At 69.7% G+C, this 22,050-nt stretch carries 26 protein-coding genes, 1 tRNA gene, 2 pseudogenes and 1 riboswitch; of the genes and pseudogenes, 19 read left to right on the top strand and 10 right to left on the bottom strand.

The annotated features are described in order from the left end of the window. Both C1J00_RS16435 and C1J00_RS16430 read left to right on the top strand, forming a co-directional pair. A partial coding sequence (locus C1J00_RS16435) for an RDD family protein (protein WP_245936368.1) occupies positions 1-1,137 on the top strand: 1,137 nt, incomplete at its 5' end. Between the two features lie 60 nt (positions 1,138-1,197). After that, entirely contained in the window at positions 1,198-1,893 is a 696-nt protein-coding gene (locus tag C1J00_RS16430; protein ID WP_102909818.1) for an RDD family protein, read from the top strand. A 34-nt stretch (positions 1,894-1,927) separates the two neighbouring features. Here C1J00_RS16430 and C1J00_RS16425 read toward each other — a convergent pair whose 3' ends face one another. After that, entirely contained in the window at positions 1,928-2,200 is a 273-nt protein-coding gene (locus C1J00_RS16425) for a hypothetical protein (protein ID WP_180989570.1), read from the bottom strand. A gap of 421 nt (positions 2,201-2,621) precedes the next feature. Between C1J00_RS16425 and C1J00_RS16420 the strand changes: the two genes are divergently transcribed. Together C1J00_RS16420 and C1J00_RS16415 are read left to right on the top strand one after the other, a co-directional pair. Further along, positions 2,622-4,970 (top strand): immune inhibitor A domain-containing protein, encoded by a 2,349-nt coding sequence (locus C1J00_RS16420; RefSeq protein ID WP_102909817.1) that lies wholly within the window; start codon positions 2,622-2,624, stop codon positions 4,968-4,970. 122 nt (positions 4,971-5,092) lie between these two features. Then, positions 5,093-5,437 (top strand): hypothetical protein, encoded by a 345-nt coding sequence (locus tag C1J00_RS16415; protein WP_102909816.1) that lies wholly within the window; start codon positions 5,093-5,095, stop codon positions 5,435-5,437. 37 nt (positions 5,438-5,474) lie between these two features. Here the strand turns inward: C1J00_RS16415 and C1J00_RS16410 are convergent, their stop codons facing one another. Next, a complete protein-coding gene (locus tag C1J00_RS16410; protein ID WP_102909815.1) occupies positions 5,475-6,065 on the bottom strand; it encodes a nicotinamidase in 591 nt (196 codons plus the stop codon). A gap of 113 nt (positions 6,066-6,178) precedes the next feature. Continuing rightward, positions 6,179-7,525 (bottom strand): nicotinate phosphoribosyltransferase, encoded by a 1,347-nt coding sequence (locus tag C1J00_RS16405; RefSeq protein WP_102909814.1) that lies wholly within the window; start codon positions 7,523-7,525, stop codon positions 6,179-6,181. A 107-nt stretch (positions 7,526-7,632) separates the two neighbouring features. Here C1J00_RS16405 and clpS point away from each other — a divergent pair, with 107 nt between their 5' ends. The 7 genes from clpS (at position 7,633) to C1J00_RS16365 (ending at position 12,623) form a co-directional block, all read left to right on the top strand. Continuing rightward, complete coding sequence (clpS, locus tag C1J00_RS16400) at positions 7,633-7,950, top strand: ATP-dependent Clp protease adapter ClpS (protein ID WP_030837810.1); 318 nt, start codon at positions 7,633-7,635, stop codon at positions 7,948-7,950. 32 nt (positions 7,951-7,982) lie between these two features. Further along, positions 7,983-8,591, top strand: a complete 609-nt coding sequence (locus C1J00_RS16395) for a DUF2017 domain-containing protein (RefSeq protein ID WP_102909813.1) — start codon at positions 7,983-7,985, stop codon at positions 8,589-8,591. 366 nt (positions 8,592-8,957) lie between these two features. Beyond that, entirely contained in the window at positions 8,958-10,385 is a 1,428-nt protein-coding gene (locus C1J00_RS16385) for an amino acid permease (RefSeq protein ID WP_102909812.1), read from the top strand. 269 nt (positions 10,386-10,654) lie between these two features. Further along, positions 10,655-11,077: a M67 family metallopeptidase gene (locus tag C1J00_RS16380; protein ID WP_102909811.1), complete on the top strand. Its 423-nt coding sequence runs from the start codon at positions 10,655-10,657 to the stop codon at positions 11,075-11,077. Between the two features lie 99 nt (positions 11,078-11,176). Then, entirely contained in the window at positions 11,177-11,272 is a 96-nt protein-coding gene (locus tag C1J00_RS47905; protein WP_311688247.1) for a putative leader peptide, read from the top strand. A 115-nt stretch (positions 11,273-11,387) separates the two neighbouring features. Then, positions 11,388-11,666 carry a MoaD family protein gene (locus C1J00_RS16370; protein ID WP_102909809.1) on the top strand — a complete coding sequence of 93 codons (279 nt, stop codon included), beginning with the start codon at positions 11,388-11,390 and terminating at the stop codon, positions 11,664-11,666. A 6-nt stretch (positions 11,667-11,672) separates the two neighbouring features. Next, positions 11,673-12,623 (top strand): PLP-dependent cysteine synthase family protein, encoded by a 951-nt coding sequence (locus C1J00_RS16365; protein WP_102909808.1) that lies wholly within the window; start codon positions 11,673-11,675, stop codon positions 12,621-12,623. A 109-nt stretch (positions 12,624-12,732) separates the two neighbouring features. Here the strand turns inward: C1J00_RS16365 and C1J00_RS16360 are convergent, their stop codons facing one another. Then, positions 12,733-13,182, bottom strand: coding sequence for a type II toxin-antitoxin system PemK/MazF family toxin (locus C1J00_RS16360; RefSeq protein ID WP_102909807.1), 450 nt, complete (start codon positions 13,180-13,182; stop codon positions 12,733-12,735). A 213-nt stretch (positions 13,183-13,395) separates the two neighbouring features. On the opposite strand from C1J00_RS16360, the gene C1J00_RS16355 reads away from it, so the two are divergent. After that, the gene (locus C1J00_RS16355) at positions 13,396-14,148 is read left to right on the top strand and encodes an MBL fold metallo-hydrolase (RefSeq protein WP_102909806.1); all 753 of its coding nucleotides are present in this window, start codon (positions 13,396-13,398) and stop codon (positions 14,146-14,148) included. Between the two features lie 62 nt (positions 14,149-14,210). Here C1J00_RS16355 and C1J00_RS16350 read toward each other — a convergent pair whose 3' ends face one another. Continuing rightward, a complete protein-coding gene (locus C1J00_RS16350; protein WP_102909805.1) occupies positions 14,211-15,473 on the bottom strand; it encodes a PTS transporter subunit EIIC in 1,263 nt (420 codons plus the stop codon). 176 nt (positions 15,474-15,649) lie between these two features. Continuing rightward, a pseudogene (locus tag C1J00_RS16345) lies at positions 15,650-15,989 on the bottom strand (PTS transporter subunit EIIC); the annotation flags it as partial. A 183-nt stretch (positions 15,990-16,172) separates the two neighbouring features. Here C1J00_RS16345 and C1J00_RS16340 point away from each other — a divergent pair. The 4 genes from C1J00_RS16340 to rdgB all read left to right on the top strand — a co-directional run bounded on the left by C1J00_RS16340 (position 16,173) and on the right by rdgB (position 18,570). Then, on the top strand, positions 16,173-16,406 hold the full coding sequence (locus tag C1J00_RS16340) for a PTS sugar transporter subunit IIB (RefSeq protein WP_102909804.1): 234 nt from the start codon (positions 16,173-16,175) through the stop codon (positions 16,404-16,406). Positions 16,407-16,512: 106 nt separating this feature from the next. After that, entirely contained in the window at positions 16,513-17,250 is a 738-nt protein-coding gene (gene rph / locus C1J00_RS16335; protein WP_102909803.1) for a ribonuclease PH, read from the top strand. Positions 17,251-17,394: 144 nt separating this feature from the next. Continuing rightward, positions 17,395-17,793, top strand: coding sequence for a hypothetical protein (locus C1J00_RS16330; RefSeq protein ID WP_102909802.1), 399 nt, complete (start codon positions 17,395-17,397; stop codon positions 17,791-17,793). Between the two features lie 174 nt (positions 17,794-17,967). Next, the gene (gene rdgB, locus C1J00_RS16325) at positions 17,968-18,570 is read left to right on the top strand and encodes an RdgB/HAM1 family non-canonical purine NTP pyrophosphatase (RefSeq protein WP_102909801.1); all 603 of its coding nucleotides are present in this window, start codon (positions 17,968-17,970) and stop codon (positions 18,568-18,570) included. Positions 18,571-18,616: 46 nt separating this feature from the next. On the opposite strand, the gene C1J00_RS16320 is transcribed toward rdgB, so the two are convergent. The 3 genes from C1J00_RS16320 to bcp all read right to left on the bottom strand — a co-directional run bounded on the left by C1J00_RS16320 (position 18,617) and on the right by bcp (position 20,385). Further along, positions 18,617-18,701 (bottom strand) — tRNA-Leu (locus tag C1J00_RS16320). A 54-nt stretch (positions 18,702-18,755) separates the two neighbouring features. Then, a complete protein-coding gene (locus C1J00_RS46800) occupies positions 18,756-19,763 on the bottom strand; it encodes an HNH endonuclease signature motif containing protein (protein WP_245936367.1) in 1,008 nt (335 codons plus the stop codon). 154 nt (positions 19,764-19,917) lie between these two features. After that, complete coding sequence (bcp, locus tag C1J00_RS16310) at positions 19,918-20,385, bottom strand: thioredoxin-dependent thiol peroxidase (protein ID WP_033308146.1); 468 nt, start codon at positions 20,383-20,385, stop codon at positions 19,918-19,920. A gap of 95 nt (positions 20,386-20,480) precedes the next feature. Here bcp and C1J00_RS16305 point away from each other — a divergent pair, with 95 nt between their 5' ends. From C1J00_RS16305 to C1J00_RS16295, 3 genes are all read left to right on the top strand, one after another. Further along, positions 20,481-20,810: a DUF3618 domain-containing protein gene (locus C1J00_RS16305; protein ID WP_102909800.1), complete on the top strand. Its 330-nt coding sequence runs from the start codon at positions 20,481-20,483 to the stop codon at positions 20,808-20,810. A 44-nt stretch (positions 20,811-20,854) separates the two neighbouring features. After that, positions 20,855-21,211, top strand: a complete 357-nt coding sequence (locus C1J00_RS16300; protein ID WP_031140106.1) for a GroES family chaperonin — start codon at positions 20,855-20,857, stop codon at positions 21,209-21,211. Positions 21,212-21,277: 66 nt separating this feature from the next. Continuing rightward, positions 21,278-21,344, top strand: a riboswitch (guanidine-III (ykkC-III) riboswitch). 34 nt (positions 21,345-21,378) lie between these two features. Next, entirely contained in the window at positions 21,379-21,699 is a 321-nt protein-coding gene (locus tag C1J00_RS16295; RefSeq protein ID WP_102909799.1) for a DMT family transporter, read from the top strand. A 12-nt stretch (positions 21,700-21,711) separates the two neighbouring features. Here the strand turns inward: C1J00_RS16295 and C1J00_RS16290 are convergent. Then, positions 21,712-22,050 (bottom strand): annotated as a pseudogene (locus tag C1J00_RS16290) (transglycosylase domain-containing protein); the annotation flags it as partial.

Raw genomic sequence — 22,050 nt, 5'->3', positions numbered from 1 at the left:
GGGCAGGGCGGGGCCGCGGGCTCCGGCTTCGGGCCGGCCGCGCCGGGTGGCGACTCGACGGCCTCCGGTTCCGGCGGGCAAGGCGCAGCGGCCGGTTCGGGCTTCGGGCCGGCCGGTTCGGGCAGTGGCGCGGCGGCGTCCGCCTTCGGCGGCCGGACCGGCGCCGCGGACTCCGGCGCGGGCCTCTCGGGACCGGCGTTCGGCGCGGCGGACTCGGGTGCGGGCCTCTCGGGACCCCCGTTCGGCACGGCGGACTCGGGCGCGGGCCCGTCGGGACCCGCGTTCGGCGCGCAGGCCGGGGCGACCGGTTCCGCAGGCGGTTCCGCGGGGCCCGGCTTCGGCGCGGGCAAGGCGGCCGCCGCCCGCGCCTCCGCCGCGCAGTCCGGTGCCGGAAGCGCGGCGGCCCAGGCCTCCTCCGCGGCCCCTCAGGCTGCGCCCACCGTCCCCGCGCAGTCCGGCGGGCCCGGCAGCGCTCAGCCCGGTGCCGCGGCCTCCTCCGGTACGCCCCTCAGCGCGGGGCACGGCGGCGGCCAGTCCTCCTGGGCACAGCAGGTGCACCGGCTCGCCGGAGCCGGCGGCGGTGACGAGCAGCCCGTCGCACCCTGGAAGCCGCCGGTCGAGGACGTGTTCCAGGCGGCCGCCCGGCGCCAGGCGGAGGCTCGCCCGGCCGGGCTCGGCAAGCGGCTGGTGGCCCGGCTGCTGGACACCGTCGTGCTCGCCGCGCTCACCGCCGCGGCCGCCGTCCCGCTCGGCACCAAGGCGATCGACCACGTCAACGCGAAGATCGACGCGGCCAAACTCTCCGGCGAGACCGTCACGGTCTGGCTGCTCGACGGCACCACCTCGCTCTACCTCGGCATCATCCTGGCCGTGCTGCTGCTCGCCGGTGTGCTCTCGGAGGTGCTGCCCACCGCCAAGTGGGGCCGCACCCTCGGCAAGAAGCTGATGGGCCTCGAAGTCCGCGACATCGAGGGCCATGACTCGCCCGGCTTCGGCGCGGCCCTGCGCCGCTGGCTGGTCTACAGCGTGCCCGGGCTCCTCGTCGTCGGGGTCGTCGGTGTGGCCTGGGGCCTCTTCGACCGGCCCTGGCGCCAGTGCTGGCACGACAAGGCCGCGCACACCTTCGTGGCGGGCTGACCTCCCCCGGACGGCCGTCCGTCGGATGCGGAGCCCGGGCGTTCGCGGTCGACTCGGGCCATGAGCAGTGAACCGCCTCCCGGCTCCGGTCAGCAGCCCCCGGAAGACGACCCGTTCCGCAAGCGCCCCCCGAACGAGCCGCCCGGCGAGGGCACGGGCTCGCCCTACGGCGGCGAACCACCGCCGTACGGAGGCGGCGGTCCCGGCGGCCCGGGCGGCCCCGGCGGCCCCGGCGACGGCTTCGGAGGCGGCCCCTACGGCGGCGATCCGTACGGCGGTGGTTCCTACCCCACCGACCCCCTCGCCGGCATGCCCCCGCTCGCCGACAGCGGCAAGCGCACGCTCGCCCGCATCATCGACATGATCCTGGTGGGCGCCGTCGTCTGGCTGATCACGTGGGGCTTCGGCGTCAACGAGTACGACGTGGACAGCGACCGCATCGAGGTCGGCAAGTCGTTCTGGCAGTCGGGGGTCGCCGCCGTCCTCTACATCGCCTACGACACCGTCCTGACCGCTGGGACCGGTCAGACCCTGGGCAAGAAGCTGCTGCACATGCGGGTGGCCAACCTGGACAACGGTGCGACGCCCTCCGTGCAGAACGCGCTGGCGCGCGCCGCGGTGCTGTGGATCCCGTTCGCCTTCTGCTGCGCGTGCGTCTGGACCGCGATCTCGGGCGGCTGGAGTTTCTTCGACCGGCCCTACAAGCAGGGCCTGCACGACAAGGCGGCCAAGACGGTCGTGGTCAGCACCGATTGAGACGCGGAGGGATCAACCGGGGTGCAGTGGGTGGTCAGGAGGCCGCCCGCTCGCGTACCGGCTCCGGGGCCGGCGCCGGGATCGAGGCCCGTACCGGTTCCCGGGGCGCGGGCTGTTCCGCCGCGGCAGGGCGCTTGCCGGACAGTGGTACCGCCGTGGCGACCAGCAGCCCGAGGGCGAGCGCCGCGACGGCGATGACCGCGATCCCCGCACTCGAACTCGTCTGAGACAGCAGCAGCATGGCGAAGGTCGAGAAGATCACGGTGCAGGAACCGTAGGCGAGCTGTGCGGCAGTCGGACGGGGCATGGCCATCATGTCCTCGAAGTGGGGGTCCACGGCGGTGTCGGCCTGGCATTGCGCCGGTTTCGGGCGTTCGGCCATCCGACATTCTCACCGGCAGGGTGCCCGACCGGAACCAGCGGTAAGCGTGACCTAATCAACAAGGGCGGTGCACGGGGGGCGCACGGAGTCATGACGTCCACGGAGTGGACATATGCACGCGCCCGCAGGGCCCGGTGGGCGGTGCCTCGGGGCAACCGTTCGGTTGTCCGTAAAACGAACGCCACCTCCGCATAGTGCACTTGACTTGTCCAAGTCAAGGTCTGTCTTTTCTTCTAAACCTCTAGTCAAATGTCGTCACTTGACTACACGCGTTGATCACGCGCGCGCGGACTTCCACGACCGGGACCCTGCCTGCCGCGCGCCCGAACGCGGGGGAGGATCTCAAGTGACCAGTAGACCCTGGACGTTCCGAGCAGCCGCCATCAGCGTGGCGCTCGCGGCGGCCACCGCCACCGCCTCCACCTACGCGGTGGCCGACGACGCCCCGGCCCCCCGGCCCACCACCGTGGACCGGCACGACCCGGCGGAACGTCACCACGACGAGCACGACCTCGAAGGCCCGCTGAGCAAGACGCAGGACGCTCAGCGCCAGGAGGCCCTGAACCAGGTCCTGTCGGGCAAGAGCAAGGTCAAGAACCGCGAGGGCTCGAAGGTCGTCCAGCTCAAGAGCAAGAAGGGCGACGCCAAGTACGTCGAGCTCGGCCGCGAGAAGACCGACAAGATCTTCACGATCCTGGTCGAGTTCGGGGACAAGGTCGACAGCCGCTACGGCGGCACCCCGGGCCCGCTGCACAACTCGATAGCCAAGCCCGACCGCAAGAAGGACAACTCCACGGCCTGGCGGGCCGACTACGACCAGCAGTACTTCCAGGACCTGTACTTCGGTTCCGGCAAGGGCGTCGACTCCGTCAAGACCTACTACGAGAAGCAGTCCTCGGGCCGCTACTCGGTCGAGGGCGAGGTCTCCGACTGGGTCAAGGTGCCCTACAACGAGGCGCGCTACGGCAACAACGCCTGCGGTGACACCAACTGCTCCAGCGTGTGGAACGTCGTCAGCGACGGTCTGAACGCCTGGGTCTCCCAGCAGAAGGCAGCGGGGAGGACCGACGCCCAGATCAAGGCGGACGTGGCGCGGTTCGACGAGTGGGACCGCTACGACTTCGACGGCGACGGCGACTTCAACGAGCCCGACGGCTACATCGACCACTTCCAGATCGTGCACGCCGGCGAGGACGAGTCCGCGGGCGGCGGCGCCCAGGGCACCGACGCCATCTGGGCCCACCGCTGGTACGCCTTCGGCACCGACGCCGGCGCCACCGGCCCCGAGAACAACAAGCTCGGCGGTGCGAAGATCGGCGACACCGGCATCTGGGTCGGCGACTACACCGTCCAGCCGGAGAACGGCGGACTCGGCGTCTACGCCCACGAGTACGGCCACGACCTCGGCCTGCCCGACCACTACGACACCGCGGGCGGCGAGAACTCCACCGGCTTCTGGACGCTGATGTCGTCCGGTTCCTGGCTCGGCGCCGGCAAGAAGGAGATCGGTGACCTGCCCGGCGACATGACCGCCTGGGACAAGCTGCAGCTGGGCTGGCTGAACTTCGACAAGGCCAAGGCCGGCGTCAACTCCTGGCACAAGCTGGGCGTCGCCGAGTACAACACCAAGCACAAGCAGGCCCTGGTCGTCGACCTCCCCAAGAAGGCGGTCACCACCGAGGTCGTCACCCCCGCCGAGGGCAAGACCCAGTGGTGGAGCGGCAGCGGTGACAACCTCAAGAACTCCCTTACGCGTGTCGTCGACCTGACCGGCAAGTCGAAGGCGCAGCTGACCCTCGACGGCTGGTACGACATCGAGGCCAACTACGACTTCCTCTACACCGAGGTCTCGACCGACGGCGGGGCCAACTGGACCGCTGTCGACGGCACGGTGGACGGCCAGCCGATCCAGCGTGACGCCAGCGACAAGCCGGTCCTGACCGGCACGGTCGACGGCTACAAGAAGCTCGTCTTCCCGCTCGACGCCTACGCCGGCAAGAAGATCGACCTCCGCTTCCGCTACCAGACCGACGGGGGCGTGGCCCAGAAGGGCTTCGCGGCCGACGCGATCACGGTGACGGCCGACGGCGCGCCCGTCTTCTCCGACAACGCCGAGAGCGCGGACGCCGCGTGGAAGGCCACCGGCTTCTCCCGCATCGGCGCGTCCTTCACCAAGGACTACGCGCAGTACTACATCGCCGAGAACCGGCAGTACGTGTCGTACGACAAGACGCTGAAGACCGGCCCGTACAACTTCGGCTTCACGGCGCGCCCGGACTGGGTGGAGCACTACGCGTACCAGAACGGCCTGCTGATCTGGAAGTGGGACACCTCCCAGGCCGACAACAACACCAGCCAGCACCAGGGCACCGGCCTGGTCCTGCCGGTCGACTCGCACCCGACCGCCCTGAAGTGGGCCGACGGCACGCTGATGCGCAACCGCATCCAGTCCTACGACTCGCCGTTCAGCCTCTACCGCACCGACGGCATGACGCTGCACAAGGCGGACGTGGCGAAGTACATCCCGGGGTCGAAGGGCGTCTCGGTCTTCAACGACCGGAAGAACACGTACTACGACGAGTCGAACCCCACCGCGGGTGTCAAGATCACTGACACCAACACGAAGATCAAGATCCTCAAGGAGGCCAAGGACGGCTCGACGATCGAGCTGGAGGTCGGCGCCGCGGGTAGGTAATCCGCATCCTTGCAGGTCAGAGCATGATCGGCGGTGACCCACTGGCGGGTCACCGCCGATCCGTGTTTAGGTGCGTCCTGTGGCTCTCTTATTGACACCGACCGACACGGGGGGATGAGCGCATGGCCGCAGGAGGCTTCTGCAAGCTGCCGAACGGCACGGTGGTGGTGGCACTGAACCTGCCCAGCCCCGCCGCCGGCGCCCCCGGCGCCGTCCGCGTCCTCGTCCACTCCGTGAACCGTGCCCGGGCCCTGACCAGGCTCCGCAACCTCGGTCTGCGGTCGGTCTACCTGCGCGGCAACGCCGCCCCGCCGACCCCCGACGAGATCACGGCCGTCCTGCACCACCCGGACGGCCTCATATGGCGCACGGCCCCCGACAACGGTGTCGCGTCGAGCCCGGACCTGGTCCAGGAGCTGTGGCGCCCGATCAGAGCTCTCCTCAGGCGCCCGACGGCCCAGACCTGACCGGCGGACGCCACCAAGGGGTCCTGAGGGCCCCGGGCTACTGCATGACCGGCTTGCCCGACAGCTCCACGCCCGCCTCGCGCAGCTCCTCCAGGGCCCGCTCGGTGCTCTCCGGGGCCACCCCGGCCGTCAGGTCCAGCAGGACCTGCGTACGGAAGCCCTCCCGGGCGGCGTCGAGGGCCGTGGCGCGTACACAGTGGTCCGTGGCGATGCCGACCACGTCGACCTCGGTGACCTCGCGCGTGCGCAGCCAGTCGGCCAAGGGAGTGCCGTTCTCGTCCGCGCCCTCGAAACCGCTGTACGCCGCCGAGTACGCCCCCTTGTCGAACACGGCGTCGACCGAGCCGGAGGCGACGGCGGGGGCGAAGTTCGGGTGGAAACCGACGCCCTCCGTGCCGGCGACGCAGTGCGCGGGCCAGGAGCGCGCGTAGTCCGGGTTGGCGGAGAAGTGGCCGCCGGGGGCGATGTGGTGGTCTCGGGTGGCCACGACGTGCTGGTAGCCGGACCCGGCCGCCTGCCCGATCAGCTCCGTGACGGCGGCGGCCACATCGGCACCACCGGACACCGCGAGGCTCCCCCCCTCGCAGAAGTCGTTCTGCACATCGACGACGATCAAGGCGCGGCGCATGGTCGGTGTCCTTCGGCTATGAGGTCGGCAAGCCCGGCCGGTGAACCACCGAGCCTATTGACAGAGGGGAGCGGACGGGAGGGGGCACGGTTCGGCGCGTCACGGCACACCCCCTAGCTACCCGGGGTCTCGTGCAGGTACTCCGTGGGAAGGACGGGCTCCCCGCGCGAGAGCTGCGTAGCCGACATCGGGAGTCCCGCGCGCGCCCTCGTGTGCCGCTCGCGCGCCGCGTCCAGCGGCTCGCGCGCCACCACCTCGCCGCCCTTGACCAGCTCCACCAGCAGCTGCCGGTCCGCGAGTGCGGCCGGCACCGGCCCGGTGCCGATCACCTCCGCCTCGGCGACCCCGTAGGAGTCCGGTCGCCGCGCGGCCCACTTGCGTCCGCCGATCGACGTCTTGCCTCCGCTGGACTTCTTCGCCACCGGCACCAGCGGCGCCTTCGGGTCAGCGGACTCGGCCCGCGCGACCAGCTTGTAGACCATCGAGGAGGTGGGGTGGCCGGAGCCGGTCACCAGCTGCGTCCCGACGCCGTAGGCGTCCACCGGGGCCGCCGCCAGCGAGGCGATCGCGTACTCGTCCAGGTCCGAGGTCACCACGATCTTCGTGCCGGTCGCGCCCAGCTCGTCCAGCTGCTGGCGCACCCGGTGCGCGACCAGCAGCAGGTCGCCGGAGTCGATGCGGACCGCGCCCAGCTCGGTCCCGGCGACCTCGACTGCCGTGCGGACCGCCTCGGCGACGTCGTAGGTGTCCACCAGCAGCGTGGTGCCCCCGCCCAGGGTGTCCACCTGGGCGCGGAAGGCGTCCCGTTCGCTGTCGTGCAGCAGGGTGAAGGCGTGCGCGGACGTGCCGACGGTCGGGATGCCGTAGCGGAAGCCGGCCGCCAGGTCGGAGGTGGTCGCGAAGCCGCCGACGTACGCGGCCCGGGAGGCCGCCACCGCCGCCAGCTCGTGCGTGCGCCGGGCGCCCATCTCGATCAGCGGCCGGTCACCCGCGGCCGCCGCCATGCGCGAGGCGGCCGCGGCGATCGCCGAGTCGTGGTTGAGGATCGACAGGATCACGGTCTCCAGCAGCACGCACTCGGCGAAGGTGCCCTCGACCCGCATGATCGGCGAGCCCGGGAAGTACACCTCGCCCTCGGGGTAGCCCCAGATGTCGCCGCGGAACCGGTAGCCGGCGAGCCACTCCAGGGTCTGCTCGTCGACGATCTCCCGCTCCCGCAGGAAGTCCAGCACGGCCGTGTCGAAGTGGAAGTTCTCCACCGCGTCCAGCACCCGGCCGGTGCCGCCCACGACGCCGTAGCGCCGCCCGTCCGGCAGCCGCCGGGTGAAGACCTCGAACACGCTCCGCCGCTCGGCCGTGCCCGCCGCGAGGGCGGCCCGCAGCATCGTCAGCTCGTACTGGTCCGTGAAGAGCGCCGTCGAGGGAACATCCACCGGCAGCGAAAGGTCCGCTGTGTTCATGAGCGGGATCGTACCCCCATTTCGTCAATCTGACGATTGCGGTCCGCGGACACGCGATCGCCTTGCGGCCAGGCCCGTTTGTGCGACTACCCCCCTCGGGTGGCAGCATGGGCAGTGTGACGTCACCCGCGCCCCTGGAGATCGAACGCACCGAGTCGGCGGAGGAGGTCTTCGCCGTACCCGAGCCGGACCTTCCGTGGGTCACGATCGTCCACAACGACCCGGTCAACCTCATGAGCTACGTGACGTACGTCTTCCAGTCGTACTTCGGCTACTCCAAGGACAAGGCCACCAAGCTCATGCTCGACGTCCACCACAAGGGCCGGGCGGTCGTCTCCAGCGGCAGCCGCGAGGAGATGGAACGCGACGTGCAGGCCATGCACGGCTACGGCCTGTGGGCCACCCTCCAGCAGGACCGCAAGTAGCCAGCACCCCGCCCAGCAGCGAAAAGGCGTTCATGCCCGGAACCTTCGAACCGCTCCCCGGCGGCGGCGCGGCCGTCGCCCTCGACGACGTCGAGATCTCCATCATCCGGTCGCTGGCCGTCCAGCTCCTGGAGCTCATCGGCCCCGGCCCCGCCGAGGACACCTCCGGCGACCCGCTCGCCGAGCTGTTCGCCGACGGCCCGAGCGAGCCGCCCTCCGACCCGGTGCTCAGGCGGCTCTTCCCGGACGCCTACAGCGACCCCGAGCAGCCCGTCTCGCCGCGGGACGCCGAGGAGCAGAAGGCGTACTCCGCGGAGTTCCGGCGCTACACCGAGAACGACCTGCGGGCCGGCAAGCGGGACAGCGCCCTCGCGGTGATCCGCTCCCTCGACGCGCTCTCCTCGACCTCGGCCGGCGAGGGCGGCGCGGTGCTGAAGCTGTCGCCGGCGGAGTCCCGGCAGTGGCTGGGCGCCCTGAACGATCTCCGGCTCGCGATCGGCTCGCGGCTGGAGATCACCGACGACGAGGACACCGACCTGCTCTACCGCCTCCCGGACGACGACCCGCGCAAGCCGATGGTGATGGCCTACCTGTGGCTGGGTGGACTCCAGGAGACGCTGGTCGGAACCCTTATGGCCTGATCAGCGCAGGTTTTGTGACCGGCGGGTGACCGAAGAGTGTTCGCTCAACGGACACTCAAATCCGGATAACGATCCCGTCAACGCACTCGCCTTCTATGGCCTTTTCGAAAGCGTTTTGTCCGCTTTTCCCTGTGGGGTGCGCCACATCCTCTGCCTGTGATCAGTGTTGCGGCCGTGATAAATCTTCACGACCGCCCGGCAGAACACCACCCGAATGTTCGGCCGGGTGCGCCACCGAGCCGGCAACCGCCGGCCAGGCACGAGCGGGCTTCCGGGCCCGCTCAGCTCCATTCATTCCGGGGGGATCGAAACCCGATCCGAGGCCGACGCGAGGCCCGGGTCGGCATGGAGAAAGGCGCACCACACATGACCTCTGCGCAGGTCGACACGGAAAGCGTGCCCGAAGAGGGGTACGAGCGCGGCCTCGGCAGTCGCCAGGTCCAGATGATCGCCATCGGCGGCGCCATCGGCGTCGGCCTGTTCATGGGCGCCGGAGCGAACATCGCCAAGGCCGGCCCCAGCATCATCCTCATGTACGCCCTCGCGGGCGTCGTGATCTTCTTCATCATGCGGGCCCTGGGCGAGCTGCTCCTCTACCGGCCCGTCTCCGGCTCCTTCGCCGAGTACGCCCGCGAATTCCTCGGCCCGTTCTTCGGGTTCGTCACGGGCTGGACGTACTGGCTCATGTGGGTGGTCACCGGCATGGCCGAACTCACGGCCGCCGCGATCTACATCCACTTCTGGTTCCCGGAGATTCCCCAGTGGGTCAGCGCCCTGGTGTTCCTTGTGGTGCTCTTCGGCGTCAACCTGATCTCCGTCAAGATCTTCGGCGAGGTCGAGTTCTGGTTCTCGATGATCAAGGTCACGGCCATCATCGGCATGATCGTCATCGGCCTCGGCGTGCTCACCCTCGGCTTCTCCGACGCCGGTGACACCGCCACCGTCTCCAACCTCTGGTCGCACGACGGCTTCTTCCCCAACGGCATCGGCTCCAGCCTGATGACGCTCCAGGGCGTCATGTTCGCCTACCTCGCCGTCGAGCTCGTCGGCGTCACCGCGGGCGAGTCCGAGAACCCCGAGAAGACCCTGCCCAAGGCCATCAACACCCTGCCCTGGCGCATCATCGTCTTCTACGTCGGCGCCCTGCTGGTGATCCTCTCCGTCGTCAAGTGGACCGAGTTCTCCGCCGGCGAGAGCCCCTTCGTGCACGCCTTCGGCGAGATCGGCATCCCGCTCGCCGCGGGCATCGTCAACTTCGTGGTGCTCACCGCGGCCCTGTCGTCCTGCAACTCGGGCATGTACTCGACCGGCCGGATGCTGCGCGGCCTGGCCTCCAACAACGAGGCGCCCCGGGCGTTCGGCAAGCTCAACTCCCGCAAGACGCCCGCCGTCGGCATCACGGTCTCCGTCGCGCTCATGGGCATCGGCGTCGTCCTGAACTACGTCGTCCCGGAGAAGGCGTTCCTCTACGTCACCTCCGTCGCCACCGCGGCCGGCATCTGGACCTGGATGATGATCCTCGTCAGCCACATCCGCTACCGCTCCGCGGTCGACGCGGGCCGGCTGCGCGCCTCGTCCTTCCCCGCCCCCGGCGGCGCGCTCTTCAGCTGGGTCGCGCTCCTCTTCCTCATCGGCGTGACCTGCATGATCGCGTACGACAAGGACGCGCGGGTCTGCCTGTACGTCGCGGCCGGCTGGGCCGTCGCCCTCGGCGTCGGCTGGGCGGTCCTCAAGAGCCGCAACCCGCAGATCGCCGAGCGCCGCGGCGACGCCGACTTCGAGAAGGTCGGCTAGGCGCTTCGCCGGCAGGGCCTGTGAGGTGGTGCCGTGGAAGGCCGGCGGCTGCCCGCGGCATCCTCGTGGCTGGTCGCACCCCGCGGCTGAGCCGCAGATCGACACAGCCCCGCGCCCCGGGTGGCGCTGCCGAGCAGCCTCTCCCAGGACGCCCGGCGGCGGGGAGTACTCGTGGCACTCCCCGCCGCTGCCGCTCAGGGCGTCCGGCATATGGGCCGTTCCGTACCATTCCTCGGTACGGAACGGCCCCTCTGCTTATCCTGGCGAACATGCTGACCATCACCCAGGCCCTCGTCGACCAGATCGTCGCCCACGCGCGCAAGGACCACCCCGACGAGGCGTGCGGCGTCGTCGCCGGCCCGGCGGGCTCGGACCGCCCCGAGCGCTTCATCCCCATGCTGAACGCGGCCATGTCGCCCACGTTCTACGAGTTCGACTCCGGCGACCTGCTCAAGCTCTACCGCGAGATGGACGACCGCGACGAGGAGCCCGTGGTCATCTACCACTCCCACACCGCCACCGAGGCCTACCCCTCGCGCACCGACATCTCCTACGCCAACGAGCCCGGCGCGCACTACGTCCTCGTCTCCACCGCCGACACCGACGGCGCCGGCGAGTTCCAGTTCCGCTCCTTCCGCATCGTCGAGGGCGAGGTCACGGAGGAGGAAGTGGCGGTCGTCGAGGCGTACTGAGCGGGTTCTGAACAGTGCGGTCTCACTCTCCGGCCAGCAGCCGTCCGCGATGTGGGATCACATTCCAGTACCCGGACCGGGAATCGATACGATGAGCCCATGGTTTTCCACGACGTGAGCGAAAAGACGCCGGGCGATCTGCTCGTGGCGCGGCTGCACGTCGACCTGTGCAGGCTGGCCAGCGCCATCTGTTGACGCGGTCCCTGCCGCCGTACGGCCGTGAGCCGCGGCGCCGCACACACGCACCACCCCGCTGTTCCTGCGCTGCCGCGCGCCCCGACCGACTACTCCCGACAGGAGCCCTGAAGCCATGGCCATCGAGGTCCGCATCCCGACCATCCTCCGCACCTACACCGACGGTCAGAAGGCGGTGGAGGGCAGCGGTGACACCCTCGCCGACCTGCTCACCGACCTCGAGACCCGGCACGCCGGGATCCGCGCCCGCATCGTGGACGGCGACCAGCTGCGCCGCTTCGTCAACGTCTACCTGAACGACGAGGACGTCCGCTTCCTCGACGGCATCAACACCAAGCTGTCGGACGGCGACAACGTCACGATCCTGCCGGCCGTGGCCGGCGGCATGGTCTGATCACCGATGCGTTACGACTCCCCCCTGGCCGCGGTCGGCAACACCCCCCTGGTGCGCCTGCCGCGGCTGTCGCCGTCCGCCGACGTCCGCATCTGGGCGAAACTGGAGGACCGCAACCCGACGGGGTCGGTCAAGGACCGTCCGGCCCTGCACATGATCGAGCAGGCGGAGAAGGACGGCCGCCTGACCCCGGGCTGCACCATCCTGGAGCCGACGTCGGGCAACACCGGCATCTCCCTGGCCATGGCGGCGAAACTCAAGGGCTACCGCATCGTCTGCGTGATGCCGGAGAACACCTCGCAGGAACGCCGGGACCTGCTGGGCATGTGGGGCGCGGAGATCGTCTCCTCCCCGGCGGCGGGCGGCTCCAACACCGCCGTGCGCGTCGCCAAGGAGCTCTCGGCCGAGCACCCGGACTGGGTGATGCTCTACCAGTACGGCAACCCGGACAACGCCGGCGCCCACTACGCCACGACCGGCCCCGAGATCCTCACGGACCTGCCGTCGATCACGCACTTCGTGGCCGGACTCGGCACCACCGGCACCCTCATGGGCGTGGGTCGCTTCCTGCGCGAGCACAAGCCGGACGTCCAGATCGTCGCGGCCGAACCGCGCTACGACGACCTGGTCTACGGCCTGCGCAACCTCGACGAGGGCTTCGTCCCCGAGCTGTACGACGCCTCCGTCCTCACCACCCGCTTCTCGGTCGGCTCGGCCGACGCCGTCACCCGCACCCGCGAGCTGCTCCAGCAGGAGGGCATCTTCGCCGGCGTCTCCACGGGCGCCGCGCTGCACGCCGCGATCGGCGTCGGCAAGAAGGCCGTCAAGGCCGGGGAGCCCGCCGACATCGTCTTCGTCGTCGCCGACGGCGGCTGGAAGTACCTCTCGACGGGCGTCTACACGGCGGCCACGACGGAGGAGGCCATCGACACGCTCCAGGGCCAGCTCTGGGCGTAGCCGACGGCGAGAACCGACCCGCACGGCGGCGAGAACCGACCCGCACAGAGGGCGAGAACCGACCCGCACAGAGGGCTGGAGTCCATGACTCCAGCCCTTTTCGCGTCGCTCAGCCCGCCAGGTACCGCACCCGGTCCCACAGCGCCGGATCCACCACACCGATCCGCCGCCGGAACCCCCACACCGGAACCTCCCGCAGCTCGTCCGTCTCCAGGAAACTCGCACGGGCCCCGGCGTCGTCCACCGAGCCCGGGGGCAGCGGGATCACCCCAGCGCGCCCGCCCCGGAACCGGGTGGTGATCTTCGCGACCGTCGCCCGCTCCCCGCGCACCGCCAGCACCAGACAGGGGCGGTCCTTGGTGTGGGCCTCGTCCTCGTAGGGCACGTCCGCCCACCAGATCTCCGCCGGCTGCGGCCGGCCCTCCGGCGCGGCGGCCGGCGCCGCGGTGCGGACCCGCCGGGCGGACGGCCTCCGCCCCCGGCCCCAGCCGTCGACGAGCGTGGCGACGAGCGCGAGCAGTACCACCGCGGCGAGCGCCAGCCACCAGGACGTGTCCATACTGAGACGTTACCGGCGCCGCCCCTGCCGCGCGCCCCCCTCACGAGGATCACCTGCCGGCCCTGCCAGCCGAACCGGTGACACCACAGGTGAGTTCGCCCACAACAGGCCTTGGTGGAGGAGCTACCGGAGGTTTTGCGCCTTACGCTCGACGGACCGCACGACCCCCGACGCCCCTCTCAGACTAATCCCGCCAGCGGAGGTTTCTGCTTCATGAAGCTCACCGTCGTCGGCTGCTCGGGGTCGTTCCCGTCCGCGGAATCGGCCTGCTCGAGCTACCTCGTCGAGGCCGACGGCTTCCGGCTGCTTCTCGACCTGGGCAACGGTGCCCTGGGCGAGCTGCAGCGCCACTGCGGTCTCTACGACCTCGACGCGATCTTCCTCAGCCATCTGCACGCCGACCACTGCATCGACATGTGCGCGTACTTCGTCGCGCGCTACTACCGCCACGACGGCGGCCGCTGCGATCCACTCCCCGTCTTCGGCCCCGAAGGCACGGAACACCGGCTGACCACCGCCTACGCGGACACCCCCTCCGCCTCCTCCATGAGCGAGGTCTTCGACTTCCACACGGTCAAGCCGTCCACCTTCGAGGTCGGCCCGTTCACGGTGCACACCGAGCGGGTCGCCCACCCCGTGGAGGCCTACGGCATCCGGATCGAGCACGGCGGCAAGGTCCTGACGTACTCCGGTGACACCGGCGTGAGCCCCGCCCTGGACGAACTCGCCCGGGACGCAGACCTGTTCCTGTGCGAGGCCGCCTTCACGCACGGCAAGGAGAACATCCCCGACCTGCACCTCAACGGCCGCGAGGCGGGTGAGACGGCGGCCCGGGCCGGAGCCCGCCGCCTCGTCCTCACCCACATCCCGCCGTGGACGGACCCCCAGGTCAACCTCGCCCACGCCCGCGAGGCGTACGACGGTCCGGTGGACCTCGCCGCACCCCGCCAGACGTACGAGGTCTAGCTGCACGCAGGAGACCCCGGAACCCGCTCCTCGGGTTCCGGGGTCTCCTGCGTGGCGCGGGCCTACTTGGCCTCGGCCTTCTGCAGCTCGGCGAGTTCCTCGTCGGACTCGCGGCCCGGCGTCGGCAGGTTGAACCTGGTGATGGCGAAGCGGAACACCACGTAATAGACCGCCGCGAAGCACAGGCCGACCAGGGCCAGGCCCCACGGGTTGGTCGCGATGCCGAGGTTGAGGAAGAAGTCCACCGCACCGGCCGAGAAGCCGAAGCCGTCCTTCATCCCCAGGGCCCAGGTCAGCGCCATCGAGACACCGGTGAGCACGGCATGGATCGCGTACAGCACCGGCGCGATGAACATGAAGGTGAACTCGATCGGCTCGGTGACGCCCGTGACGAACGAGGTCAGTGCGAGCGACAGCATCATGCCGCCGACGATCTTGCGCCGCTCCGGCCGGGCACAGTGCACGATCGCCAGGCACGCGGCCGGCAGGGCGAACATCATGATCGGGAAGAAGCCGGTCATGAACTGCCCGGCGCTCGGGTCGCCCGCCAGGAACCGGCCGATGTCACCGCTCTTGCCCTCGTAGGTGCCGGCCTGGAACCAGGGGAAGGAGTTCAGCAGGTGGTGCATGCCGATCGGGATCAGCGCGCGGTTGGCGACACCGAAGATGCCCGCGCCGACCGCCCCGGAACCGACCAGCCACTCGCCGAAGTTGTGCAGCGCCGTGCCGAGGACCGGCCAGATGTAACCGAAGACGATGCCGATGACCAGGCCCGCGAAGGCCGACAGGATCGGAATCAGGCGGCGCCCGCCGAAGAAGCCGGCCCAGTCGGGCAGCTTGGTGCGGTAGAACCGCTGGTAGAGCAGGGCCACCACGAGACCCATGACGACACCGCCGAGCACCTTGGCGTCCACCGGCGCGTCCGTCATGACTATCTTGCCGTCGACGACCTCCGCCACCTGCGGCAGGTTCTTGTCGGTGAACGTGGCCAGCACGTTCTTGAAGACCAGGTAACCGACCACGGCCGCCAGGGCGGTGGAGCCGTCCGACTTCTTGGCGAAACCGATCGCGATGCCCACGGCGAACAGCAGCGCCATGTTGTCGAGGATCGCGTTGCCACCGGCCGCCATGAAGCCCGCGATCTTCGTGATGAAGGCGGGGAACGACTCGCGGCCGAGCATGTCGTCGTTGCCGAGCCGGACCAGCAGGGCGGCGGCGGGCAGCACGGCGACGGGCAGCATGAGGCTGCGGCCGATCCGCTGCATGACGGCCATCACGGCCGACCCCTTGCTCGGGCTCGCGGGCGCGGCGGTGTCTGTGGACATGAACTTCCTCCAGGGGGCACGGCGCCGCCCAGGAAGCATGCGAAGGGGGCCGGCGGCGTCTCAAAGAAAGGGGAGCACGGTCATCACCGCGCCACCTCCACCACTGAGTGGTGTAGACCAGTTGTAGCACGGTAGGTCGAACGAGTGGAACCCGCCAATTCCACCCTCCGTGACGATCATCCCTTGGCGCCGTCCTCGACCTCCTCCGCGGGCTCACACCCCCGAGTCCTCAGGTCGAACCTCGTGATCACGAACCTGAAGATCAAGTAGTAGAGGAGCGCGAAACCCAGCCCGATCGGGACGATCAGCCACGGCCTGGTCGCCGGATTCCAATTGATCACGTAGTCGATCAGCCCCGCCGAAAAGCCGAACCCGTCGTGCACCCCCAGCCCCCACGTCACCGCCATCGACACCCCCGTGAAGCGCGAACATCATGATCGGGAAAAGCCCCGCCGTGAACCGGCCGGCATCCGGACCCCCCGCCAGGAACATGTTGATGTCACCGTGCACCACCGAGAGACTTCCTGCGGGAGACTTTTGTCGAAGCGCGGGGTCGTGGTGTAGACCAGTCGTTCGACGGTCGCGCCAACGTGACGCCATCCTTCGGCACACACGACATGGCCGCTCGCGAAGATGGCCCAGAAGATGGGCCAACTGTGGGTTACTGCGACAAAGCGGTTCGGATCAGGGAGAACGAACATGGCCACCAAGGCTGAGAAGATCGTTGCCGGGCTCGGCGGTATCGACAACATCGAAGAAGTCGAAGGCTGCATCACCCGCCTCCGCACCGAGGTCATCGACCCCTCCAAGGTCGACGAGACCGCCCTCAAGGCCGCCGGCGCCCACGGCGTCGTCAAAATGGGCACCGCGATCCAGGTCGTCATCGGCACCGACGCCGACCCCATCGCAGCGGATATCGAAGACATGATGTGAAGAGCCGGGATCATCCCGGGCTTCACCCCCTGACCCCCAGCACACCACCGGGGCCCCTCCCACCGCGGGAGGGGCCCCTCCCGCACGTATGGATAGGCTCAGCCGCATGTCTCGAATCGACGGCCGCACCCCCCAGCAGCTCCGCCCCATCACCATCGAACGCGGCTGGAGCAAGCACGCCGAAGGCTCCGTCCTCATCTCCTTCGGCGACACCAAGGTCTTCTGCACCGCCTCCGTCACCGAAGGCGTCCCCCGCTGGCGCAAAGGCAGCGGCGAAGGCTGGGTCACCGCCGAATACTCCATGCTGCCCCGCGCCACCAACTCCCGCGGCGACCGCGAATCCGTCAAGGGCCGCATCGGCGGCCGCACCCACGAGATCAGCCGCCTCATCGGCCGCTCCCTGCGCGCCGTCATCGACTACAAAGCCCTCGGCGAGAACACCATCGTCCTCGACTGCGACGTCCTCCAGGCCGACGGCGGCACCCGCACCGCCGCCATCACCGGCGCCTACGTCGCACTGGCCGACGCCGTCGCCTGGGCCCAGCGCAAGAAGCTCATCAAGGCCGGCCGCAACCCCCTCACCGGCACCGTCTCCGCCGTCTCCGTCGGCATCGTCGGCGGCGTCCCCCTCCTCGACCTGCGCTACGAAGAAGACGTCAAGGCCGACACCGACATGAACGTCGTCTGCACCGGCGACGGCCGCTTCGTCGAGGTCCAGGGCACGGCCGAAGCCGAACCCTTCGCCCGCGACGAACTGAACGCCCTCCTCGACCTCGCCGTCGCCGGCTGCGCCGAACTCGCCACCCACCAGCGCACCGCACTCGACGCCCTCCTCGAAAAGTAAAGAGCACACCAAGACAGGTGCCCGGCACGGGCAACCGAGCCGAGCACACTCGCGTCTGAAGAAGTACGGGCGCACGGCTCATCCCTGTGCGCCCGGCCAGCCACGCGGGCCCGACCGGCCCCACCGAACGAGAGGGACCGCTCCATGGCCGCGAGCCGCCGACGCCGCACCGCCGCCGTCGCCGCCACCCTGGCGGCCGTCGCGCTGACCGCCGGACTCACCACCGGCTGCGCCGCCGTCGACAAGGCGCTGGACTGCGTCCAGACCGCCGACGCCATCGCCGACAGCGTCACCGAACTCCAGCAGGCGGTCGACAGCGCGGCCAACGACCCCACGCAGCTCGACGAGTCACTCGACTCCATCGACAAGAACCTCGGCGAGATCGGCGACAAGACCGACAACGCCGATGTCTCCAAAGCCGTCGACGACCTCGACAAGGCGGTCGCCAACGTCCGCACGTCGATCAAGAACGGCGACGAGACCCCCGACATCAGCCCCGTCACGGACGCGGCGGGCGAACTGACGAAGGTCTGCACGCCGTAACGCTGCGCCGGCTGAGCCGACCGCGGCTACCCGTGTGCCGAGTCGCACGGGTAGCCGTCCGCGGGGCCACCGTGGCCGACCGCGCAGCTCCCCGCGCCCCCTAACGGGCCGTCGGAGGCCCGGTCGCTCGCGCAGTTCCCCGCGCCCCTGACGGGGCCCCATACCCTTGGGGCCATGAGTCGCCTGATCCTCGCCACCCGCAACGCCGGAAAGATCACCGAGCTCCGGACGATCCTCACCGAAGCCGGGCTGCCCCACGAACTCGTCGGCGCCGACGCCTACCCGGACATCCCCGACGTCAAGGAAACCGGGGTCACGTTCGCCGAGAACGCCCTCCTCAAGGCCCACGCCCTGGCCCGGGCAACGGGCCTCCCGGCCGTAGCCGACGACTCGGGCCTCTGCGTCGACGTGTTGAACGGCGCCCCCGGCATCTTCTCCGCCCGCTGGTCCGGCCACCACGGCGACGACAAGGCCAACCTGGACCTCCTCCTCGCCCAGCTCTCCGACATCGCCGACGAACACCGGGGCGCCCACTTCGCCTGCGCGGCGGCACTGGCCCTGCCGGACGGCACGGAGCGGGTGGTCGAGGGGCAGCTACGGGGCGTCCTGCGCCACGAGCCCGCCGGCACGGGCGGCTTCGGCTACGACCCCATCCTCCAGCCGGAGGGCGAGACCCGGACGTGCGCGGAACTGACCCCCCAGGAGAAGAACGCGATCAGCCACCGGGGCAAGGCGTTCCGGGCGCTGGTGCCGGTGGTGGGGGAGCTGCTGGGCTGAGAAGCGTGAGAGGGGCCGCCCAGCCCGGGTGGCCCCTCTGTTCGCGTGCGGCCGGTGGGATTCGAACCCACACGGGTGTGAACCCACTGGGACCTAAACCCAGCATGACTGCCAAATTCCATCACGGCCGCTCAAAAACGGTCATCGCGCTTGACCGGCAGCGTTCAGTGTACGGGTAGAGCGAGTTATGCGACGAGAGGCACCTTCACCTTTTGGCGGCACCACGTCTCTGTCAGGGCATGACAGTTGGGGCATAGATACCGCAGGTTCTCCCGGCGGTTGTCGCGCCAGTCGCCGTTGATGTGGTCGATCTGCAACGTGATCGGCCGCCCCAGCCACTCGCCCTTGTTGCCGCAGGTCTCGCATGCGTAGGGCACTCCGATCTCGACCAGGGCACGGTGGAGCTGAGATCTGTTGGTCCGTCCCGCGTCCGAAGGCAGGACGATCAGCACTCGGTGAGAGATGGGCTTGGGAGCAGGAGGCTCCGGATGCGCCCACGTCCTGCGCTTGAAGTGACTTGTGTCCAGGCCGAACCGAGAGACCGCGCGTCGAACGCGTCGATGATTGGTGTCGTCCACATCCAGGCCGAGACCGCGCATCACGTCGGCGTAGCTCGTGGAGCGTTCTACGAGTTCACGGAGTCTGTTCTCTGGGATCGATACACGTCGGTGGGAGAAGTGCCGGGTATCGATCCCCTCGCCCCGCAGCATCCGACTCAAGGTCGCCCTCGAGCGACTGTCGTCCGGCACCCCCAGTGCACGGGCCACGCCCCGCACGCTGTTCGCCGTTGCTGCTGCCGCCTTGAGCTCGTCAATGGTGAATGGAAGATCCAACTCGGGCCTGTTGATGCCAGGGAAGTGACTGATGTCGATACCTGCCGCGTGAATGCGGCGACGGATGTGCGACAGGGTGCCGGTGGCCGGATCGGCGCCCAGCTTCAGCGCTACTTCGCGCAGCGACGACGACGAGGTGGCTGCTTCGGAGATGGCGGAGTCCGGGTACTTGCGCCACGGGCTGCGTTTGACGAAGTGGCTTGTGTCGAGACCGTACTCCGCCACCCTCTTTTGCAGCACACGCCGCTGCCCTCCGCTGGCTCTGAGTCCAAGTCGTCGCATCAGATCGCTCCAGTTGCCGGCCTCGGCTACGGCCGACGTCAGCCTTTCCTTGCCGTATGAGCTCGGTGTGTTTCGCACGTCTCCTGCCCCTCCCCGACGGTCACACGTTCGTGCCTCGCACGGAGTAACGAACCGCATATCAGACAGTCACGCCGGAATGCGCACGAGAAGCGGAACGGCTCGCACCGGAGATCACCGGTACGAGCCGCTCGTGGAAGGAGAACAGCGGGTCTCAGACCCCCAGGTCCTTGATGATCTTGGCGACGTGGCCCGTGGCCTTGACGTTGTACAGGGCGCGTTCGACCTTGCCCTCCTCGTCGACGACGATCGTGGAGCGGATGACGCCGACGACCGTCTTGCCGTACAGCTTCTTCTCGCCGAAGGCGCCGTAGGACTCCAGGACCTGCTTGTCCGGGTCGGCGAGCAGGGTCACCTTCAGGGACTCCTTGTCGCGGAACTTGGCCAGCTTCTCCGGCTTGTCGGGGGAGATGCCGATGACGTCGTAGCCCGCGCCCGCCAGCAGCTCCAGGTTGTCCGTGAAGTCGCAGGCCTGCTTCGTGCAGCCGGGCGTCAGGGCGGCCGGGTAGAAGTACACGATGACCTTGCGGCCCTTGTGGTCCGACAGGGACACCTCGGTGCCGTCGGCGTCGGGCAGGGTGAAGGCGGGGGCTACGTCGCCCGGCTGGAGTCGCTCGCTCATCTGGCCAGCGTAACCGGGGGTGCTGACAGTGTGATGACCCGTGGAGCTGACAGACTGTCCCGCACAGGCTTCACACCGACTTCGGAGGCGACACGGTGGCGGACACGGCGGACTCCAGGACCCCGGCGCAGATCGAGGCGGACATCAGGCGCCGCCGCGCGACCCTGGCCGAGACCCTCGACGAGCTCGGGGTGCGGGTGCACCCCAAGACGATCGTCGGGGATGCCAAGGCCAAGGTCGCTTCCAACATTGATCACACCCTCGGGCGGGCTTACGTGGGGGTCAACCGGGCCGTCACCGATGCGCGTGCCCGGTTCGTGGACGAGGACGGGGCGCCCCGGTTGGAGCGCGTCGTGCCGGTGGCGCTCGTCGTCGTGGGTGTGGTCGGGCTGCTCGCGTTCAGCACGCGGCGGCGCAAGGGCTGACCCGACCGCGTACGTATCCGGGGAAGACAGGTAGGTTTCAGGGCGTGAGCGCCAAGAGGAACGAGCACAGTACCCATCCGGACAAGCTGCCCATCCGGATGCTGCACGACCGTGTACTCGTGCGGCAGGACACCAGTGAGGGCGAGCGGCGTTCCGGCGGCGGCATCCTGATCCCCGCCACGGCGGCGGTCGGTCGGCGGCTGGCGTGGGCCGAGGTCGTCGCGGTGGGGCAGAACGTGCGGACGGTGGAGGCGGGCGACCGGGTGCTGTTCGACCCGGAGGACCGCGCCGAGGTCGAGGTGCGGGGGATCGCGTACGTGCTGATGCGCGAGCGTGATCTGCATGCGGTGGCCGCGGACCGGTTCGAGGGCGCCGAGGACTCGACGGGCCTGTATCTGTAGGGCCGGCCGGCAGTAGCGCGGAAGGGGCTGGTGACCGTGGTCACCGGCCCCTTCGTCGTGTCGTGCGGCTTGTTACGTTGGAGGGACCCCGACGAGACGCGCCGTACCGGGATCAAGGCAAAGACGACGCACCGACACCGTCAGCCCGTATCCCGGAGGTGCCTGTCATGGCCTGGGTTCTGCTCGTCGTCGCCGGTCTGCTGGAGGTGGGGTGGTCCGTCGGCATGAAGTACACCGACGGTTTCACGCGTCCGCTGCCCAGCGTGCTCACCGGCGCGGGCATCGTGGTCAGCATGCTGTTGCTGTCGCAGGCGGCCAGGACGCTGCCCATCGGTACGGCCTATGGCGTGTGGGTGGGGATCGGTGCGGCCGGGGCGGCGGTGTTCGGCATGGTGGTGCTGGGTGAGCCGGCGACCGCCGCCCGGATCTTCTTCGTGTGTCTGCTGCTGGTCGCCGTGGTGGGTCTGAAGGCGACCAGCGGTCACTGAACCGTCGTCGTGCTACTCGCGGCGGGCGGTTTGCGGGACGACGCCCCAGCCGGGGCCGGTCGGGCCGCCCGTCGCGCCGCCGTCGCTCGTGTCGCCGCCGCCACCGCCCTCCGTGGTGCCGCCGTCGGTGGTGCCGCCGTCGGTGGAGGTGCCGCCTTCGGTGGTGCCGCCGTCCGCGGTGCCGCCGCTCGTGGGGGACTCGCCGCCGGTGCCGCCGTCGGTGGTGCCGCCTTCGGTCTGGCCCTCGGTCTGCCCCTCGGGGGCGCTGGGGCTCTCGCCGGGGGTGTCGGTGCCGGTGTCCTCGCCGCCGGTGGTCGTGCCGCCGTCGGTGGTGGCGCCGGTGGTGGGGTC

Origin of the sequence: Streptomyces cahuitamycinicus, from assembly GCF_002891435.1 — a bacterium.
Lineage (GTDB): Bacteria > Actinomycetota > Actinomycetes > Streptomycetales > Streptomycetaceae > Streptomyces > Streptomyces cahuitamycinicus.
This window is presented reverse-complemented; position numbering and strand designations above follow the sequence as displayed.

Bases quoted from the DNA above. Each gene is read 5' to 3' on its own strand.
- C1J00_RS16430 (WP_102909818.1), top strand. From the start codon at position 1,198: ATGAGCAGTGAACCGCCTCCCGGCTCCGGTCAGCAGCCCCCGGAAGAC.
- C1J00_RS16425 (WP_180989570.1), bottom strand. From the start codon at position 2,200: ATGCCCCGTCCGACTGCCGCACAGCTCGCCTACGGTTCCTGCACCGTG.
- C1J00_RS16415 (WP_102909816.1), top strand. From the start codon at position 5,093: ATGGCCGCAGGAGGCTTCTGCAAGCTGCCGAACGGCACGGTGGTGGTG.
- C1J00_RS16410 (WP_102909815.1), bottom strand. From the start codon at position 6,065: ATGCGCCGCGCCTTGATCGTCGTCGATGTGCAGAACGACTTCTGCGAG.
- C1J00_RS16405 (WP_102909814.1), bottom strand. From the start codon at position 7,525: ATGAACACAGCGGACCTTTCGCTGCCGGTGGATGTTCCCTCGACGGCG.
- clpS (WP_030837810.1), top strand. From the start codon at position 7,633: ATGGGCAGTGTGACGTCACCCGCGCCCCTGGAGATCGAACGCACCGAG.
- C1J00_RS16395 (WP_102909813.1), top strand. From the start codon at position 7,983: ATGCCCGGAACCTTCGAACCGCTCCCCGGCGGCGGCGCGGCCGTCGCC.
- C1J00_RS16385 (WP_102909812.1), top strand. From the start codon at position 8,958: ATGACCTCTGCGCAGGTCGACACGGAAAGCGTGCCCGAAGAGGGGTAC.
- C1J00_RS16380 (WP_102909811.1), top strand. From the start codon at position 10,655: ATGCTGACCATCACCCAGGCCCTCGTCGACCAGATCGTCGCCCACGCG.
- C1J00_RS47905 (WP_311688247.1), top strand. From the start codon at position 11,177: ATGGTTTTCCACGACGTGAGCGAAAAGACGCCGGGCGATCTGCTCGTG.
- C1J00_RS16370 (WP_102909809.1), top strand. From the start codon at position 11,388: ATGGCCATCGAGGTCCGCATCCCGACCATCCTCCGCACCTACACCGAC.
- C1J00_RS16365 (WP_102909808.1), top strand. From the start codon at position 11,673: ATGCGTTACGACTCCCCCCTGGCCGCGGTCGGCAACACCCCCCTGGTG.
- C1J00_RS16360 (WP_102909807.1), bottom strand. From the start codon at position 13,182: ATGGACACGTCCTGGTGGCTGGCGCTCGCCGCGGTGGTACTGCTCGCG.
- C1J00_RS16355 (WP_102909806.1), top strand. From the start codon at position 13,396: ATGAAGCTCACCGTCGTCGGCTGCTCGGGGTCGTTCCCGTCCGCGGAA.
- C1J00_RS16350 (WP_102909805.1), bottom strand. From the start codon at position 15,473: ATGTCCACAGACACCGCCGCGCCCGCGAGCCCGAGCAAGGGGTCGGCC.
- C1J00_RS16340 (WP_102909804.1), top strand. From the start codon at position 16,173: ATGGCCACCAAGGCTGAGAAGATCGTTGCCGGGCTCGGCGGTATCGAC.
- rph (WP_102909803.1), top strand. From the start codon at position 16,513: ATGTCTCGAATCGACGGCCGCACCCCCCAGCAGCTCCGCCCCATCACC.
- C1J00_RS16330 (WP_102909802.1), top strand. From the start codon at position 17,395: ATGGCCGCGAGCCGCCGACGCCGCACCGCCGCCGTCGCCGCCACCCTG.
- rdgB (WP_102909801.1), top strand. From the start codon at position 17,968: ATGAGTCGCCTGATCCTCGCCACCCGCAACGCCGGAAAGATCACCGAG.
- bcp (WP_033308146.1), bottom strand. From the start codon at position 20,385: ATGAGCGAGCGACTCCAGCCGGGCGACGTAGCCCCCGCCTTCACCCTG.
- C1J00_RS16295 (WP_102909799.1), top strand. From the start codon at position 21,379: ATGGCCTGGGTTCTGCTCGTCGTCGCCGGTCTGCTGGAGGTGGGGTGG.